General features: G+C 41.2%; 17 protein-coding genes. 11 read left to right on the top strand and 6 right to left on the bottom strand.

Going from position 1 to position 17,786, the window contains the following annotated elements:
• The 3 genes from nusA to CVS91_RS03775 all read left to right on the top strand — a co-directional run bounded on the left by nusA (position 1) and on the right by CVS91_RS03775 (position 2,811).
• Positions 1–1,104, top strand: coding sequence for a transcription termination factor NusA (gene nusA, locus CVS91_RS03785; RefSeq protein ID WP_012139939.1), 1,104 nt, complete (start codon positions 1–3; stop codon positions 1,102–1,104).
• A complete protein-coding gene (locus tag CVS91_RS03780; RefSeq protein ID WP_107830415.1) occupies positions 1,104–1,583 on the top strand; it encodes a GNAT family N-acetyltransferase in 480 nt (159 codons plus the stop codon). Before nusA ends, CVS91_RS03780 begins: the two co-directional genes overlap by 1 nt.
• Before the next feature lie 724 nt (positions 1,584–2,307).
• Positions 2,308–2,811 carry a membrane lipoprotein lipid attachment site-containing protein gene (locus CVS91_RS03775; protein WP_107830413.1) on the top strand — a complete coding sequence of 168 codons (504 nt, stop codon included), beginning with the start codon at positions 2,308–2,310 and terminating at the stop codon, positions 2,809–2,811.
• Positions 2,812–2,979: 168 nt separating this feature from the next.
• On the opposite strand, the gene rho is transcribed toward CVS91_RS03775, so the two are convergent.
• From rho to CVS91_RS03760, 3 genes are all read right to left on the bottom strand, one after another.
• Positions 2,980–4,323 carry a transcription termination factor Rho gene (gene rho, locus CVS91_RS03770; protein ID WP_002941811.1) on the bottom strand — a complete coding sequence of 448 codons (1,344 nt, stop codon included), beginning with the start codon at positions 4,321–4,323 and terminating at the stop codon, positions 2,980–2,982.
• A 163-nt stretch (positions 4,324–4,486) separates the two neighbouring features.
• Positions 4,487–5,572 carry a pyridoxal-phosphate dependent enzyme gene (locus tag CVS91_RS03765; RefSeq protein ID WP_107830411.1) on the bottom strand — a complete coding sequence of 362 codons (1,086 nt, stop codon included), beginning with the start codon at positions 5,570–5,572 and terminating at the stop codon, positions 4,487–4,489.
• Between the two features lie 20 nt (positions 5,573–5,592).
• Positions 5,593–5,976: a RidA family protein gene (locus tag CVS91_RS03760; RefSeq protein WP_107830409.1), complete on the bottom strand. Its 384-nt coding sequence runs from the start codon at positions 5,974–5,976 to the stop codon at positions 5,593–5,595.
• A 150-nt stretch (positions 5,977–6,126) separates the two neighbouring features.
• On the opposite strand from CVS91_RS03760, the gene CVS91_RS03755 reads away from it, so the two are divergent.
• From CVS91_RS03755 to ccoS, 3 genes are read left to right on the top strand one after another with little or no spacing between them, the layout of a single operon-like run.
• The gene (locus CVS91_RS03755; protein ID WP_107830407.1) at positions 6,127–6,747 is read left to right on the top strand and encodes a transcriptional regulator; all 621 of its coding nucleotides are present in this window, start codon (positions 6,127–6,129) and stop codon (positions 6,745–6,747) included.
• The gene (locus tag CVS91_RS03750) at positions 6,744–9,122 is read left to right on the top strand and encodes a heavy metal translocating P-type ATPase (RefSeq protein WP_107830405.1); all 2,379 of its coding nucleotides are present in this window, start codon (positions 6,744–6,746) and stop codon (positions 9,120–9,122) included. Before CVS91_RS03755 ends, CVS91_RS03750 begins: the two co-directional genes overlap by 4 nt.
• Positions 9,122–9,391 (top strand): cbb3-type cytochrome oxidase assembly protein CcoS, encoded by a 270-nt coding sequence (ccoS, locus tag CVS91_RS03745; protein WP_103576002.1) that lies wholly within the window; start codon positions 9,122–9,124, stop codon positions 9,389–9,391. The genes CVS91_RS03750 and ccoS overlap by 1 nt, the downstream gene beginning before the upstream one ends.
• Here the strand turns inward: ccoS and CVS91_RS03740 are convergent.
• Positions 9,326–9,805 (bottom strand): LysE/ArgO family amino acid transporter, encoded by a 480-nt coding sequence (locus CVS91_RS03740; RefSeq protein WP_320205056.1) that lies wholly within the window; start codon positions 9,803–9,805, stop codon positions 9,326–9,328. The genes ccoS and CVS91_RS03740 overlap by 66 nt on opposite strands.
• 244 nt (positions 9,806–10,049) lie before the next feature.
• Here CVS91_RS03740 and CVS91_RS03735 point away from each other — a divergent pair, with 244 nt between their 5' ends.
• The gene (locus tag CVS91_RS03735; protein ID WP_107830403.1) at positions 10,050–11,711 is read left to right on the top strand and encodes a DNA polymerase III subunit gamma/tau; all 1,662 of its coding nucleotides are present in this window, start codon (positions 10,050–10,052) and stop codon (positions 11,709–11,711) included.
• 528 nt (positions 11,712–12,239) lie between these two features.
• On the opposite strand, the gene glnA is transcribed toward CVS91_RS03735, so the two are convergent.
• Together glnA and CVS91_RS03725 are read right to left on the bottom strand one after the other, a co-directional pair.
• Positions 12,240–13,670: a type I glutamate--ammonia ligase gene (gene glnA / locus CVS91_RS03730; protein WP_009294014.1), complete on the bottom strand. Its 1,431-nt coding sequence runs from the start codon at positions 13,668–13,670 to the stop codon at positions 12,240–12,242.
• 87 nt (positions 13,671–13,757) lie between these two features.
• On the bottom strand, positions 13,758–14,537 hold the full coding sequence (locus tag CVS91_RS03725; RefSeq protein ID WP_107830401.1) for a histidinol-phosphatase: 780 nt from the start codon (positions 14,535–14,537) through the stop codon (positions 13,758–13,760).
• Positions 14,538–14,673: 136 nt separating this feature from the next.
• On the opposite strand from CVS91_RS03725, the gene CVS91_RS03720 reads away from it, so the two are divergent.
• Genes CVS91_RS03720 through CVS91_RS03705 form a run of 4 tightly spaced genes read left to right on the top strand, consistent with a single transcriptional unit; the run spans position 14,674 to position 17,667 of the window.
• Positions 14,674–15,432, top strand: coding sequence for a chemotaxis protein (locus CVS91_RS03720; RefSeq protein WP_103597162.1), 759 nt, complete (start codon positions 14,674–14,676; stop codon positions 15,430–15,432).
• Positions 15,432–16,691, top strand: a complete 1,260-nt coding sequence (locus CVS91_RS03715) for a peptidase U32 family protein (RefSeq protein ID WP_107830399.1) — start codon at positions 15,432–15,434, stop codon at positions 16,689–16,691. Before CVS91_RS03720 ends, CVS91_RS03715 begins: the two co-directional genes overlap by 1 nt.
• The gene (gene purE, locus CVS91_RS03710) at positions 16,688–17,182 is read left to right on the top strand and encodes a 5-(carboxyamino)imidazole ribonucleotide mutase (RefSeq protein ID WP_021088047.1); all 495 of its coding nucleotides are present in this window, start codon (positions 16,688–16,690) and stop codon (positions 17,180–17,182) included. Before CVS91_RS03715 ends, purE begins: the two co-directional genes overlap by 4 nt.
• 11 nt (positions 17,183–17,193) lie before the next feature.
• Complete coding sequence (locus tag CVS91_RS03705) at positions 17,194–17,667, top strand: DUF3972 domain-containing protein (protein ID WP_103567334.1); 474 nt, start codon at positions 17,194–17,196, stop codon at positions 17,665–17,667.
• Positions 17,668–17,786: the final 119 nt, after the last annotated feature.

Here is a 17,786-nt window from a genome sequence, read left to right as displayed (position 1 = left end):
ATGGAAAGAATTTCAGATATCATCGAGTCAATTGCAAATGAGAAAAATTTAGAGATAGAAGATGTAAAAGAGCGCGTCATAAGAGCCTTGATAAACACTGCAAAAAGGGTTTATGGAGAAAATTATGAGTATGACGTGAGCATCGATGCTAATAAAAACTTAAAACTTTATCAAAAAATTTCAATTGTAGCAAACGACGATGAGAGGCTTGCTGAAGACAATGAACACTTTTTAAGCTTAAAAGAGGCTAAAAAGATAGACAGTGGCGTAGAGATCGGAGATGAGCTCACTTACGAACTAAGCCTTGATAACCTTGGCAGAACCGCAGCTCAAACGCTTCACAAGGAGCTTGAGTATCACATCCAGCGCCTAGTTGAAGAGAAAATTTTACAAAAATATAACGAGATGAGCGGTCACATGGTCTTTGGACCAGTTGTCAGAGTCGATAACGACGAAAACACATTTATCGAGATAGACGAGCTTCGTGCCATCTTACCACGTAAAAACCGCATAAAAGGCGAGAAATTTAAAGTAGGCGATGTGGTAAAAGCTGTCATTAGAAAAGTTTTTACAGATAAAAATTTAGGCATAAAGGTCGAACTTTCAAGGACATCACCTAAATTTCTTGAAGCACTGCTAACTTCAGAGGTGCCTGAGATAAAAGATGGCGGCATCATCATCCAAGGAAGTGCGAGGATCCCTGGAGAAAGAGCAAAAGTAGCACTCATCTCAACCACTCCAAACATCGATCCAGTCGGCGCAACTGTCGGCACAAAGGGCGTTAGGATAAATGCCGTAAGCAAAGAGCTTCATGGTGAGAGCATCGATGCGATCGAATACACCACCGAGCCAGCGATCTTGGTAGCTCGCGCTATGGCACCTGCGATCATCACTTCTGTAAAGATCGAAGAAAACAAGGCGATTGTGACACTTGCGAGCGAGCAAAAAAGCAAGGCAATCGGTAAAAATGGCATAAATATCCGCCTTGCAAGCATGCTAACTGGCTATGAGATCGAGCTAAATGAGCTTGGCTCAAAAACTAGCAGCAGCGGCGAAAATGGCGAAATGGTTAAAGATCTAAAAGCTCTTTTTGGTGATAACTAATGAAATTTCAAATAAGAAAAGCGACTGAGGGCGATATAGACGTGATCTGTGAGCTTGTAAGAGAGCTTGCGAGCTATGAAAAGATGAGCGATCAAGTCACTTTTACAAATGAAATTTTTGCAGACTCTATCTTTAATAAAAATCACGCAAAAGCCCTTATCTGTGAGAGTGAGGGCAGGGCGATAGGATATGCTATCTATTTTTACACGTTTTCCACATTTTTAGGGCTTGGCGGGATCTATCTTGAGGACATTTACGTCAAAAAAGAGTTTAGAAATCAAGGCATCGGCAAAGCATTTTTTAAATTTCTAGCTCAAATTTGCAAGGATGAAAATTTAAAAAGGCTTGAGTGGTGCTGCCTAAACTGGAATGAGCCAAGCATCAAATTTTATGAAAGCATGGGCGCTAATAACCAATCTCTTGAGTGGAGAACCTACCGCTTAGACAGCGAAAATTTAGAAAAACTGGTAAATTTATAGTTTCTAGTAAAAGCTCAAATTTGCTTTGAAATTTGAGCTCGCGAATTATTAAAATTTATATGTATATCCCATATAAAGACCGAGATTTGTCTCTTTTATTTTTGTGTTACTTTTATTTTTATAAATCTATAATTAGTTTTGATTAATGTTAAATATTGATGAGGAATTTGGTTTTAATGTCCAAACTAAGCATTAAATTCTTTGTATTGTTTTTCATAGCCCTAAATGGATTTATTACCTTAACGTTTTTGTTTTTCCAAGTTGTTTTATTATTTTGGTTTGCACTTTATAGCTTAAATGATAGATACTACTTATTTAGTCTTTAAGAATAAATATTTGTTATGGAAAAATAATAATATGCCAACTATTTAATTTGTTAAGGTATAAAGAGTTTTTAAGCTAAGGTCAAAAATAGCTTGAGTAGGTATCTTATAAATGCCAAAATATATCAAAATGCCAGTAGCTTGTAATATAACTTTAACAATTTATAGGAGCGCTATAGATATGTGAGCTATTAGAGAGTCTAAAATTTCTAAAGGGAAATCTGCAAAATAGAACTTATAATATAAGAAATATTAAAAGTTATAATTAGTTTAATTATTGAGCAAAGGTTAATGGCACAGAGATTGCATGATATTAGGCATTGCTGAAATACATACTATATTTTCAAAGAAAATTGCGCTAAACTTATCGTAAAAAATAAAAAATTTAAAAGGATAAAAACATGAAAAAAACTATTATTTTATCATTAGCGGTAGCTACCTTGCTACTAAGTGGTTGTGCCCCAACCTATACTGACCATACAATTAGACCTGGTGACGCTAGTTATTGCGGTAGTGACCAATCATTCTTAGATATGGTAGCGAGTTGGAAAGCTAGTGATTTCCCTGACTCACCAAACTCAGTATATGATGGTAAGAATGAGATAGAAGAGAATTATCTAATTAAAAGAGCTGCTTTAGAGCTTTATAGATGGATAGTTTCAGCTACTAACTTTGGTTCTCGTGGTGGTAATTTTGATAAGAAAATACTTAACAATATGGTTGAAGCAGCTAGAAAACTTCACGAGATTACACCAACAAGATATGCTGATGTCATTGCTAAAGTTAAAGCAAGGGCTCTATGCTCAGAAGATAGAACAATAACATATTATAGCTTCTGGCAAAGAACCAATAGATATCTATATGATGATGATAATAGATTTTACTTCCAATTCTTAGAGAATTAAGACTTTTATAAGTATTTTTGCTCAACTAGAATAATATTAGCAGATGTTAATGCTTGTTTTATTTTAAGTAAGAAAGTTTATCATGTTTTTGAGAGATGTTAATTTTTTTGTTAAATGATTTAGAAGTTAATTTTGAGCTCAAAGCAAGCGCTTCAAGCTCAGTTAAATTTACTCGTTTAGGATAGAGAGAAGCTCTTTGTTATCTTTTGTTTTTAGCATTTTTGCGTATAAGAATTTAAGCGCTTCGACGTCGTCCATTGTCGCGATCGCAGAGCGAATAGCCCAAATTTTTTGAAGCTCATCAGGCTTTTGAAGTAGCTCTTCTTTTCTGGTGCCTGATTTTAGCACGTTGATAGCTGGGTAAATTCTGCGGTCTGAGATGTTGCGGTCAAGCACGATCTCGCTGTTTCCAGTGCCTTTAAACTCTTCAAATATCACTTCGTCCATACGTGAGCCAGTGTCGATTAGCGCGGTTGCGATGATGGTTAGTGAGCCGCCGTGCTCGATGTTTCTAGCTGCGCCAAAGAAGCGTTTTGGCTTGTGAAGTGCGTTTGCATCCACACCGCCTGTTAGCACCTTGCCGCTTGGCGGGGTCACTGTGTTGTAGGCGCGTGCTAGACGGGTTATGCTATCAAGCAAGATGATGACGTCTTTGCCCATCTCAACTAGACGTTTTGCCTTTTCGATGACTAGCTCTGCCACGCGGACGTGGTTAAGCGCTGGCAGGTCAAATGTCGAGCTAAATACCTCGCCTTTTACGCAGCGTTGCATATCGGTAACCTCTTCTGGTCTCTCGTCAACCAAAAGCACCATTAGCTGCGCTTCTGGGTGATTTTTAGCGATGCCGTGAGCTAGCTCTTTCATAAGCTCAGTTTTACCACTTCTTGGAGGTGCGACGATGAGGCCACGCTGACCCTTGCCAATAGGCGTGAAAAGGTCGAGCACACGGCCCGTTAGCTTCATCGGATCATACTCTAAATTTAGCTTTTCAGTTGGGAAAAGCGGGGTTAGGTTGTCAAAGAGCGGCCTCTCTTTCGCGTCTGCTAGAGGCATATAATTTACCGCTTCGATCTTTAAAAGGGCGTAGTATTTTTCTTGATCTTTTGGCTCTCTTACTTGACCGGTGATGATGTCGCCCACACGAAGTGCAAATTTGCGTATTTGTGAGTTTGAAACATAAGCGTCGTTTGAGCTGTCGCTTAAATTTGCATCAACAGCCCTTAAAAAGCCGTAGCCCTCGTTTGTGATCTCTAAAATTCCAGTAAATAGTATAAAGCCGCCTTGTTTTGTCTGGGTTTTTAGTATCTCAAATATCAAATCCTGCCTGCGAAATTCGCGTGGATTTTCGACGCCAACGCCATTTGCGATCTGCACTAGCTCGTCTAAACTAAGCGTTCTTAGCTCTTCGATCTTGTGTCCGTCGACTGGTACGTGAGTTCTTGATGCTTGATGTTTTTTTGTAGTTTTTGTGTTTTGAGCAGCACTTTGCTCGGTTTGGTTGTTGTTTTCCATTTTTCCTCTTTAAATGCGGGGATAAGATTGCAGAATTCTGGGCTTCAAAAGTTTTTTGAAAGTTTTGGCATTTTATAAAAATAAAACTTTGTTGTCAAGAAATGCCACAACCAAAGTCGCTAAAGTAGGCAAATTTGCAGGCAAAATGACCTGCAAATTTAAATCAGTGTTCGCTTTTTAGTCCAGCACCGCACATAGAGATGATGCTTCTGCCCTCTATCTTGTTGGGTTTTACGTAGCTTGCGTAGGCGGCGTAGATCGCTGCTGTGGTGTGCTCGACGTAAAAACCGCGGCTTGCTAGGAAATTTCTAGCAGGTTCAATATCCTCTTCTTTTATCGTGATCACTTCGCGCTCTCCTGCGTAACTGCTAGCTAATATCTCAGCGCCGCGAGCAGGTTTTGCGATCGCTATGCCCTCAGCCAAAGTTGGCTCTGGCTCGATCTTAACAGGCTCACTTGTTGCCCCTAAAAATGGTGCGCAATTTTCACTTTGAACGATGAAAATTTTAGGTAGTTTTTTGATCACTCCAGCCTCATATAGCTCATTTAGCGCGATCTGGCTGCCAAGTAGCAAGGTGCCGTTGCCAACTGGCAAAAAGAGATTTTCAGGGACAAAGCCAAGCTGCTCGTAAATTTCATATATATATGTTTTAGTGCCTTGGTAAAAAAGCGGGTTAAATACGTGGTTTGCGTAAAATATGCCCTCATCTTTTGCCCTTTTTCTGCAAGCATCTGCCGTCTCGTCGCGCGTGCCGTCAAAGACAACCGCCTTTGCGCCGTAGTACTCAAGCATCTTTATCTTTTTCTCGCTCGTGCCTTTTGGGACGTAAATTTCACACTCTATGCCAGCTCTAGCAGCGTATGCAGCGACCGAGTTTCCAGCGTTTCCGCTGCTATCTTGCAAGATCTTTTTGATGTCATGAGTTTTGCAAAACCAAATAAGCATAACAGCACCCCTATCTTTAAACGAAAGTGTTGGCATCGCATAGTCCATTTTAAGATAGAGCGAGTCATCAAATTTCACGCTCTTTGTTAGCCCTTCGCCAAGGCTAATGTCGCGCCAAAGCTCGTTTTTGATAGGGAAAAACTCACGGTATCTAAAGAGGCTAAACTCGCGCGCGTCGATCAAATTTAGATCAAATTTGGCCGGTTTAAACTCCAGATCATAAAGCCCACCGCACTCGCACGCAAATATAGGCGTCTCAAAATCTGCGCTCTTGCCGCACTTTGAGCAGATAAATTTAGGCATTTTTGCTCCTTTAAAGCTTATTAAAGTTTTCTATCGAGTATCGCTGTGGCTTCGATCTCTAGTAGACAGCCAAAGTGAAGTTTGTTTGTCGGCACAACGACGCGAGCTGGCTTGTGATCACCAAAAAATAGCGCATACTCGTCATCTATCTCGTCCCAAAAGTCGATATCTGGCGTATAGATGCGGCACATTAAGATGTCGTTTCTCGTCGCATTTGCCAGCTTTAGCACGTTATCAAGGTTTTTTAAAGCCTGCCTTGTTTGCGCCTTTAGCCCATCTGGGATCTGCCTAGTCTCTGGATCCATGCTAAGCTGTCCTGAGATGTAGAGGATGCCGTTGTGCTCGGTTGCTAAAGAGTAGTGAGCCTTTTTCTTTTTTGAAATTTCTGTTTCGTAGATTTTCATATTTTCTCCTTAAAAATTTAAAAAATTATAGATAAAAATTTATTATTTTCACTTAAATTTTATAAATTTTCATAAAAAATTATATTTTACTTATCTAAATTTTAAAAATATTTTAGATAAACTACTCGGTAAAAAAACAAAAGGCGCCTTATGCACCCTATATTAAAGGCATTTATCCCAACGGCAAATTTGATCCAAAAAAGCTCGCCATTTGCCTGCGAAGTCGTGCTGCACGATCTTTCACACCCGCAGCGCTCAGTCGTCTATGTAGCTGGCGACGTCACTGGCAGAAAGGTCGGACAAAGCTTTGACCACCTTGTAAGCGAGGTCTTAAATAGCAAAAATTTCAAAGACGACTACGTGGCGAACTACTTTTTTACCAAGGATGAAAAGCTGGTGAAGTCTTCAACTGCATTTATCAGAGACGAGCACGGCGAGATCATCGGAGCGATATGCGTAAATGTCGATGCTAGCGTAGCAAAGAGCCTTTTTGAAATGGCTGGGAATTTCTTAAAAACTAGTGAAAATGAGCCAAAGAGCGAGCAAAACGACGATGTGACAAAGATCGTCTTAAATTTGATTGACAAGATCATCGCCAAAAACGAGGGCAAAAAGCTCAAAAAGGAGCAAAAGCTAGAACTAGTGGGCTTTATGAACGAAAAGGGCATTTTTAACATAAAGGGCGCTATCGAAGTCGTGGCAGCCAAGCTAAACGTCTCAAAGATCACGATATATGGCTATTTAGACCAGCTTAAAAAGAAGCGCCCGTGAAGTGTAGGTGCGCTCACTGCAAGCAAAGCTTTGATGAAAGTGCGATGATAGAGGCTAAAGGCGGGCTTAAGTTTTGCTGCGCTGGCTGCAAAGGCGTCTATGAAATTTTAAATGAAAGTGGCCTTGGCGAGTTTTATGAGCGACTTGGCAAAAATACGCTAAATCCTGCAAGTAGCGGCGTAAATGTCAAAAATTTAGCGGCAAATTTTAGCGAGCTAGTGATAAAAGAGGGCGAGTTTTCTAAAATTTCGCTTCTAATCGACGGCATAACCTGCTCGGCGTGCATCTGGCTGCTTGAAAAGGCACTTTTTAGCTTGCCTGGCATCTTGGAGGTAAATATCAACTCGCTTAGCCAAAAGGCGGTCATCGTTTACGATGAGCAAGAGCTTTTGGTGGAGCAGATAATCGAGAAAATTTACGCCGTTGGCTACACTCCAAAGGTTTATTCGGTTAGCCAAAAAGAGGATGAGCTAGTCAAAAAAAGGCGAAATTTCTACGCAAAAGCGCTTGTTGGCGTCTTTGCCACGATGAATATCATGTGGCTGGCGATCGCGCAGTATGGCGGCTACTTTAGCGGTATCAGAAGCGACGTAAAGGATTTGCTAAGCTTCGCGCAGTTTGTGTTGGCAACGCCTGTGCTTTTCTACACTGGTAGCGAGTTTTTTAAGGGGGCAAAGATCGCCATTAAAAATGCCTCGCCAAATATGGACTTGCTCGTTATCACTGGGGCTAGCGTAACATACATCTACTCGATCTTTGCAATGCTTACAAGAAGCGGCGAGAGCTATTTTGACTCGGTCGCGATGATTATAACCTTTGTTTTTATCGGTAAATTTTTAGAAATTTTAGGCAAGAAAAAGGCTCTTGAGACTTCAAATTTCTTAAGTGATATGCTGCTTGCAAAGGTGTGCGTTTTAGAGGACGGCAAGGACATTTTAAAAGAGCCAAAGGATGTAAATTTAGGCGAAAAGATCGTGCTAAGATCAGGCGAGAGAGCGCTGCTTGATGGGGTGGTGCTTAGCGGTGAAGCAAGCGTGGATAGCTCAAGCTTAACAGGCGAAAGCTTGCCACTTTTGCTAAGCTCTAGCAGCGAGGTCAAAAGTGGCGTTGTCTGCTTAAACGGGCAGATCGTCTATGAGGCAAGGCAGATTTTTAAAAACTCATATCTTAATAAGCTTATAAATTTGCTCCAAAACGCAGAGCTAAAAAAGCCAAATATCGAGCTAGCAGTCAATAAAATCGCCTCGAAATTCTCTCTTAGCGTGCTAACTCTGGCATTTTTTACATTTTGGTTTTGGTACTTTAAATTTAGCTTTTCAGAAGCGGTAGTGACAGCTGTGAGCGTCATCGTCATCGCTTGTCCTTGCGCGCTAGCCCTTGCCACGCCAGTTAGCAGCGTTTGCGCCCTTGGGGTTGCTTTTAAAAACAAGGTGCTTTTTAAGGAGGCTAAATTTTTTGAAAGCCTAGCAAAGTGCGACGTGGCGGTCTTTGACAAGACTGGGACGCTCACAAAGGCTAAATTTGAAGTTGGCGAGTTTTTTATAAAAGAGGGCGTGAGTATAGATAAAATTTACTCGCTTTGCCTCATCTCAAACCACCAAATAAGCGTGGCAGTGGCTGAGTTTTTAAAGCAAAAAGGCGCAAAGAAAATTGAGCTTGAAAATGCAAATTTAAGTGTGGCAAAGGGAGTTAGCGCTGATATTATGGGTGAGCGTTTTGTGGCTGGAAGTAGGCGCTTTTTGGCTGAAAATGGGGTGAAATTTGATGAGAGCGAAGAAAATGTGAGCTTTTTTGTGGGCAAGCAGGGCGAGCTGGTGGCTAAATTTTACCTAAAAGATAGCGTAAAGCCCGAAGCAAAGGCTTTGATAGACGAGCTAAAGAGCGCTGGCATGAAGGTATGTATCCTAAGTGGCGACGTGCAAAATGTGGTAAAAAATGTGGCAGATGAGCTTGGTGTGAGCGAGTTTAGAGCAGGGATGTTGCCTGATGAAAAGGCTAAATTTATAGCTAGTCTTAAGCAGCAGGGCAAAAAGGTGCTGATGGTGGGAGATGGCATAAACGATGCAGCTGCGCTTAGCCTTGCTCACGTGGCTATTTGCATGGGAAGTGGCGCGGCGGTGAGCTTAGAGAAAAGCGACGTGGTGCTACTTGATGATAGCCTGCAAAGCCTTGTAAAAGCGGTGAAAATTTCAAAATTTACCTACAAAACGATAAAGCAAAATTTACTCTTTTGCCTGCTTTATAACGCCCTTAGCCTGCCATTTGCCGTGTGTGGCTACGTCATGCCGCTATTTGCCGCGCTTTTCATGTCGGTAAGCTCGCTAAGCGTCATACTAAACTCACTTTTTATAGTTAGAAAATTTAAGGATAAATAGTGGATACAACGACTCTTGCAATGCTTGTTTTTATCTCGGTTTTGATGGGGGCGGCCCTGCTTTTTGGCGTGCTTTGGGGGATCAAAAATAGGCAGTTTGAAGACTACCGCAAATTTTTAGACGGAGCGAATTTAGATGGCGAAGACGCGCTAAATGAAGCCTACGCACTCGAACTTCGCAAAAAAGAGGCGCTAAAAAAGAGGCTAGAAGCTAGCAAAAATGAGCATGAAGGCAAGGGCGAGCATGATGAGGCCGACAAAAAACTCTAAAATTTTCCAAGAGATGGGCCTTGCAAAAATGGGCGCTAAAAACCTAGCCAGATAGCCAAGTGTGAAGAAAAAACAAAATGAGGCAAGGCAGGCTCCCACGCCAAATATCAAATTTTCATCTTTAAATTTAGTAGAAATCGAGCCTATTAGGATCATCGTGTCAAGATAGACGTGAGGGTTTAGCCATGTAAAAGCGAGCGTTAAAAGGATATTTTTCTTTAAATTTGATCTGGCACTTTTGCCGCTGGTATCCATGCTAAGATCCTTGAAAAAGCACGAGTGAAAGCTCTTTAACGCGTAAAATAGTAAAAATAAAAAGCCACCACAAAGGGCGATTTGCTTGATGATGGGGAAGTTTTGCACGAGACTACCAAGCCCAAAAACCCCTGCAAAGATCAAGACAGCGTCGCTAATGGCGCAAATAAGGCAGATGATAAAGACATTTTCTCTTTTGATGCCCTTTTAGCACAAATGCGTTTTGCGCGCCAATGGCTAAAATGAGCGATAAAGAGGTGAAAAATCCAGATATAAACGCTTGCAAATTTATCCTTCTCGCTAAAGTTTGGCTTAAATTTAGCGAAATTTAACTTTATCATAACCATAAATTTATGCCTTTTTTTATAAAATCAGCAAATTAAAATTGCAAAAAGGAAAGCAGTTGCAAGCACTAGCCCTAAAATATCGACCAAAAAATTTTGACGAGCTCATCGGACAAGAAGCCGTGAGCAAGAGTCTAACCCACGCACTTGACGAAAACAGAGTGAGCCATGCTTATTTGTTTTCAGGCCTTAGGGGAAGCGGCAAGACATCGAGTGCTAGGATATTTGCAAAGGCTTTGGTCTGCGAGAAAGGGCCAACTTCTAGGCCTTGTGAGGTCTGCGCGCAGTGCGTGATGGCAAACGAGTCGCGCCACATGGACATTATCGAGATGGACGCAGCTAGCCACAGAAAGATCGACGATATAAGGGAGCTCATCGAGCAGACAAAGTACGCTCCAAGCGCTGCTAGATATAAAATTTTCATCATCGACGAAGTGCATATGCTAACAAAGGAGGCCTTTAATGCCCTTCTTAAAACGCTTGAAGAGCCGCCAAGCTATGTTAAATTTATCCTTGCAACGACCGACCCGCTGAAGCTGCCAACGACGGTGCTTTCAAGGACGCAGCATTTTAGATTTAAGCAAATAAGCAGGTATGAGATCGTAAAACATCTTGAATTTATCCTTAGCAAAGAGGGCGTGAGCTACGAGAGGGAGGCGCTTGAGATACTAGCTAGAAGCGGTGGCGGCTCGCTAAGAGATACGCTAACGCTGCTTGATCAAGCTATCATTTATAGCGCTGGCAATATCACAAAATCAAGCGTGGCAGCGATGCTTGGACTTCTTGATCCAAGTAGGATCGAGCAGATCATCGAACACGTCGCAAATGCCGATAAAAACGCCATTAGAGTGCTTGTAACTGAGCTTGAGACCTATGAGCCAGAGATGATCATAGATGAAATTTTGGCAAATTTAAAGCAGAGATTTTTAGACAACGACCCAAAATTTTCGCTTCTTATTTATGAGAGATTTTTTAGGATTTTGGCGCAGGCAAAGTCGATGCTAAGCGTATCAAGCGACAATGGCTTTGTGCTAATGCTTATGCTTTTTATGATGATAGAGGCGCTAAATCTGCAAGATATCGATGAAGCCATAAAGCTTGCTAAGAGCGAGCCTAGCGTGGCTGTGATCGAGCCAAAAGCTGGCGTGAGTGAGCAAATTTTAGCCATAAAAGAGGCGCCAAAGACGCCATACGAGCAGTTTGTGGCAAAAATTTATGATAGAAGCTTTGAGCTTGGAGAAATTTTTAAAAATCACATAAGTTTTAGCTTTTTAAATGAAAATGAGCTTGGCTTAGTCGTCAATGCAACTGGCGATGAGCTGGCATTTTTCAAAAAAAGCTGGGGCGTAATGCATGAAATTTTACATACAATTTTTGGTAAAAAAATAAAGATCGTAAATGCTAAGACGCAAGCTCCTACTACAAAGCCTGAGCCTCAAACTCCGCCACAAGAGCCACAGGACAAATATAGCTACCTTGACGAGGAGATCGCTAAGATAAAGGCTAGGCAGCAAAATGAGCAAAAAGATGAGCCAGCAAGCGAGCCTGCTGTACCTGAAACTAGGGTAAATGCGCTATCTCAGCCGCAAAATGACTTTGCAAAAGAGCTGATGTCGCTAAGTCAGAGCAAAAGCCCAGAGGAGCTTAAAAAGCAAAGAGAAGAGGGCGTGATAAAAGAGGCAAATAGGCTTTTTGGACAGCCTGAAGTGCAAAATAGCTAGAAATTTGGCTCTTTTGTAAATTTCTAAATAAAAGTGGTCAAAATTAGCTTTTAATAAATTTATCTGCTGCTATCCTGACTAAATAAAATCTCAAATTTATGTTGTAAATTTAAAAGAGCTAGGGTTTTTTAAATTTGAACTTTTAATGAGGCAGATAAATTTAAAACTCTGGCAAATTTACCCCTTATTTGCAAAATCAAATTTAGCTCAAATTTTAAACGCCATGTTAAATTTGGAGTTTCAAATTTATCTACTATAACTATTTTTATGTATAAGCTTTAAATTTATAAATTTTCATGAGTTTTGGCTTATTAAATTTAAAATTTATTCTTGTGCGTAAAGCCAAATTTAGCCCAAAATTTAACTATATAGATTTTATATTTTTAAAAAATTTATCTGTTGTGGTTAAAAAATTTCTAAGCGATAGAGCTTATTGGATTTAGCTCTAAATTTAATAATCGCAGGATTTTATATTTTAAATTTGATTAAAAAAGTCTCCAAGCCCAAAATGAGCTTGGAAACTTCTTTTTAGCAAGAGAAGCAGGTTTTAAACTCATAAGCGGTTGGGCGTGCTTCGTAAGGCCAAACCTGAGTTTCAAATTTCATGTGCTGATAAGTGTCGATGAAAAGATCGCTCATTATCGGTTTTAGGTATTCGTTGTCGCGGATAAGCGCTTCAAGGCTGCCACGAAGTGTGTGTGGTAGCTGCTCGATGCCGCGTTCTCTGATCTCATCGAGGTGAAGTTTAAATAAATTTTCATCCATCGGACCAACTGGCTCGTATTTGTTTTTAACGCCATCAAGACCCGCCATTAGCATCGCTGAGAAGGCTAGATAAGGGTTTGCTGTGCTATCTGGAAATCTCATCTCAGCTCTAACTGACTTCTCGCCAGCTCCGTAAGGTATGCGGATGCTCGCTGAGCGGTTTTGGCTCGAGTAGGTTAGGATAGATGGCGCTTCAAAGCCTGGGATTAGGCGTTTGTAGCTGTTTGTGCTTGGGTTTGTGAAAGCTGCAACGCTTCTTGCGTGTTTTAAAACGCCGCCGATGTAGTGCCTTGCAAAGTCACTTAAATTTGCGTAGTTGCCCTCTTTGTAGAATAAATTTTTGCCATCTTTCCAGACTGATTGATGCACGTGCATGCCGCTGCCGTTGTCGCCATAAAGCGGTTTTGGCATAAATGTAACTGTCTTGCCGTTTAGGTGAGCGACCATGCGAACGACGTATTTGTAAATTTGAACGTTGTCAGCAGCTTCGACTAGGTTGCCAAATTTCACGCCGATCTCGCCTTGACCTTGCGCGACCTCGTGGTGTCCTAAAAATACTTCAAGGCCAACTTGCTCTAAAACCTGCATCATTTCAGCTCTTAGATCGACCATGCTGTCGATTGGCTGGGTCATCAAGTAGCCGCCTTTTCTGCGTGGGCGGTGACCTGTGTTGTAGCTATCTTTGAAGTCTGCAGCATCGTTCCACTCGCCTTCTTCGCTATCTACTTGATACATCGCGCAGTTTGGGCTGTCGATGATTTTGACGTTGTCAAATACAAAAAATTCATTCTCAGGGCCAAAATATGCCTCATCGCCAAGTCCGCTATCTTTTACATATTGCATCGCTCTTTTTGCGATCGAGCGAGGGCATTTTTCATAAATTTGACCTTTGTAAATGTCATAGATATCGCAAAAAACAACGACTGTGATGTCAGAGGTAAATGGGTCCAAAAACGCAGATGTCGCTTCTGGCTTCATTATCATATCGCTCTTGTCGATAGGCTGCCAGCCGTTCATCGAGCTAGCGTCCATTGGGATGCCGTTTGTGAAATTCTCTTTTGTAACAGCTTTTATGTTGTAGCTTATGCTGTGCCAAGCGCCGTTTAGATCGGTAAATCTAAAATCTACAAATTTAACTTCATTTTCTTTGCAAAAATCAAAAAAATGATCGATGTTTTGGACAAATTTTCCCATTTTTTATCTCCTTCTGGTTTTTAATTTTCGTATTGTATCACAAAATTTTATATTTAAGATTATTTTTATATTTTATTTGACCCCAAACTAAAATTTTACTAATTCTCTATCTCTGTTTTTAAATATCGCACACTTTGAATATCCCAAATTTTTAGCTATCTGCTCGCAAATTTCGCCGTTTTTACCGATATCTTCTTTGGCATGAGCGTCTGAGCCAAAGGTGATGGTGATGTCATTTTCAGCGATTAGCTCTAGCAAATTTACACTTGGATATTGCTCGCCGATAGGCTTTCTAAAGCCAGCTGCGTTTATCTCGACTACCAAATTTGCCTCCTTTATCGCTTTTATAGCGTTTTTGGCTAGGATCCTGACATCTTTTTTGGGTAAAAATTTAAATAGCTTTAAAAGATCTATGTGCCCCATGATGTCAAATTTACCAAGTCTAGCCGATCTTTCTATGTGGTCAAAATACTCCTGCCAAATTTGATCCAAGTCTTTGCCCTCGTAGCCGCCGATAAATTCAGGGTTGTCAAACGCCCAGCCGTTAAAAAAATGCACAGAGCCTATTAGATAATCAACCTTTCTAGCAAAAACTCGCTCGTCCATAAATCCATCTAAAAAGTCCATCTCGTAACCAAGTAAAATTTCTATCTCACCGCTAAATTTATCTCTTAAACGTAAAATTTCGTCTTCGTAGCTTTGCATCTCCTCAAATTTCATCCTATAAGCTTCATCGTAGTTCATCGGCGCATGATCGCTAAAGCCAAAGTATTTTGTGCCAGCTTTTATGGCGCATCTCACAAATTCTAGCGGTTCGCCAACTGCGTGGTTGCAAAGAGGTGTGTGGTTGTGAAGATCGACGGTCATTTTTAGCCTTTTAAAGTCGTTTATTTTTCAAAAATGCTACCTAAAATTTGATAAATTTAAAGATAAACACATACTTTTTAAACTTTCTTTTTATTTAAATCCTATATAATCAAGGCAAATTTTATTAGGAGCTTTTATGACCCAAGAGGAACTTGACGCGCTTATGGCGGGCGGATTAGAGGATGATTTAGGTGATACTAAAGATGCCAGCCAAGAGGTCGCGGACGTCAAAGAGGAAACAGACGAGGTAGCAGAAGTTGCAGAGGCAATGAGTGCTAAAGCAGATGAGCCACAAGCAAAGTCGGAGAGTAGCTCAAAACAGAGCGAAAACTACAGAGTGAGCGCAGATGGCGTTTGGCCACCACCACCACCGACAGAAGACCATAAAATGGTGCATCAGCTTGACGATGTCACAAGAGATAGCGAAGAGAAAGCTACTCAGATGTTTGACAAGCTTGAGACGATAAATAACTTTTTTATGGACGCTGAGAGCGACTCAAATAGCCTAAAAGAGGCGATAAACTCAAACGTTGAGCTATTTACAACGCTAAGTGAGAAATTTCCAAATATCGCGGCATTTAGCGAGGCTTTAGAGAAAAATAACGCACTTCTTGGCACGATCGATAATATCATCGGAAATTTACAAATGGGACAAGATGAGATCATGATGGCTATGGATATGATGCAGTATCAAGACATTCACAGACAAAAGATCGAGCGCGTTATCAACGTTATGAGAGCACTTAGCAAATATATGAATACATTGTTTGAAGGTCGTATCGATGACGATAAGCGTGTCGGTTCAGCTGTTCATATCGCTGGTGATACAACGACTGAAAACCTTGTCAGCAACGACGACATCGAAGCCTTGATAGAAAGTCTGGGTAAAAAATAGTGCTAAAAAGGCCTGAGCTTTTATCTCCAGCTGGAAATTTAACAAAACTTAAAATCGCCCTTGAGTATGGAGCCGACGCTGTTTATGGCTCGGTTGCTAGCTTTTCGCTAAGGACTAGATCGGCAAGGGAGTTTAACCTTGAAACATTCAAAGAGGCGATAGACTACACACACGAAAAGGGAAAGAAATTTTATGCGACCATAAATGCCTTTCCTTTCAACTCTCAGATAGAGCCGCTAAAAAGACACCTACAAACCATCTCAGCGATGAAGCCAGATGCCTTTATCATCGCAACTCCAGGCGTCATGAGCCTAGCAAAAGAGATCGCTCCAGATATCGAGATACACCTCTCGACTCAGGCAAACGTTATGAACGTTTTGGACGCTAAAATTTATCACGACATGGGCGCAAAACGCATCGTCGTGGCACGCGAGATGAATTTAAAAGATGTTATAAAGATAAAAGAGGAAATTCCAACCCTTGACATTGAAATTTTCGTCCATGGCTCGATGTGTTTTGCCTACTCTGGCAGGTGCCTAGTAAGCTCAGTGCAAAGCGGACGTATGTCAAACCGCGGTAGCTGTGCAAATGACTGCAGATTTAAGTATGAACTCTACGCCAAAAACGAAGAGAGCGGCGTGCTTTTTCGCTTAGAAGAGGACGAAAACGGCACTCACATCATGAACTCAAAGGATCTTTGCCTCATCTCGCACATCAAAGAGATCGTTGATGGCGGTGTCATTGATAGCTTTAAGATAGAGGGCCGCACAAAGAGCGAGTACTACGCAGCCTGCACGGCAAGAGCCTATAAAATGGCGATAGATGACGCGCTAAATGATAAATTTGACGCGCAAATTTATGAAAATGAGATAAATACACTGAAAAATCGCGGCTTTACGGACGGCTACTTGGTGCATAGACCTTATGAGCGAACCGATACGCAAAATCACACGAGCAGCCTAGAAGAGGGTACTCATCAGGTAAATGCTATAAGTGAAGACGGTGAGTTTTTTAAGTGTAAATATAAAATTTTCCCAGATAAGAGCTACGAGATCGTGGCGCCAACTGGCTCGCATATAGATGATAGTGAAAATGAAATTTCTAAGGTCTATTCGCAAGATGGCAAGAAATTTATCAAATTTAAGCAGCTCATCACCAAAAAAGGCAAGGCCATGAGCGAAATTCACAGTGGCAACGAAAATGAGATAAACCTTGGCGTTAAGCTGCCAAAATTTAGTTTTTTAAGGGAGAAGATATGAAATTTGTTTCTATTATAATGGGAAGTAAAAGCGACTATGAGATCGTTAGTGAGACGGCAAAGACTCTGGAGAAATTTGGCGTAAAATATGAACTGATAATCAGCTCAGCCCACAGAAGCCCAAAAAGAACTAGCGAATACGTCGCAAATGCCGAGAAAAAGGGCGCAAAAGTCTTCATCGCAGCTGCTGGTATGGCAGCTCACCTAGCTGGAGCGATCGCTGCAAACACAACAAAACCAGTGATCGGCATACCAATGGCAGGATCGGCTTTAAGCGGCGTTGATGCACTTTACTCAACTGTGCAAATGCCAAGTGGTATGCCAGTGGCAACCTTAGCTATCGGCAAGGCTGGCGCAATAAATGCAGCCTATCTTGCGGTGCAAATTTTAGCCCTTGAAGATGAGGGGCTAGCAAGTGCGCTAAAGGCCGACAGAGAGGCAAAGATAAAGGCCTTAGAGGAAGACTCTTCAAAGGTTGAAGTGATACTATAAAAGGAGAAGCGGTGCAGACCTATCTTGGAGTTGATGAATTTTGCAAACTTGTGCACTTGGAGCGCGAAGTTATCGAGGATATGATAAATCGTGGCGTTTTGAAGACCAAAGAGGAAAATGGAGAAATTTTGATAGAAGCGAGCGAGGGAACGATGAGCGTGGTGCCTAGTGTCTCGCAAAATTTATCCTTGCAGCCGCAAAGCCAAGATGGTTTTACCTTTGTCGAAAAGACGATCGGCACGATACTAAATTTACACGAAAAGGTGCTTGACGCAAAAGATGAGACGCTTGAAACCTTAAGAAATGAGAATAAATTTTTAAAAGAGGCGCTCATTTCTATGCAAGAGCTCTATGACGAGGATAGAAAAACTGTCGAGACGCTTACGAAACAGCTTAAAATTTCACAAGATGAAGTTGAATTTCTAAAGCGAAAATACAAGCTCATGTGGAACCAAGCGGTTGAAAATTTTAACGGACAAAAGTAGTTTATGAAGACTATAAATTTAGAGGATGGCTTTGAAATTTACGGAGTAAAAACTCGCGCTGAAAATAAAGATGAGATAGGTGGTAAGGGTAAATTTCAGCTTTATGGTCTAAATTTATG

It is taken from the genome of Campylobacter concisus, from assembly GCF_003048985.1.
Taxonomy (GTDB): domain Bacteria; phylum Campylobacterota; class Campylobacteria; order Campylobacterales; family Campylobacteraceae; genus Campylobacter_A; species Campylobacter_A concisus_AY.
Note: the sequence above shows the minus strand (reverse complement) of the source record. Positions and strands in the feature narration are given on the sequence as shown.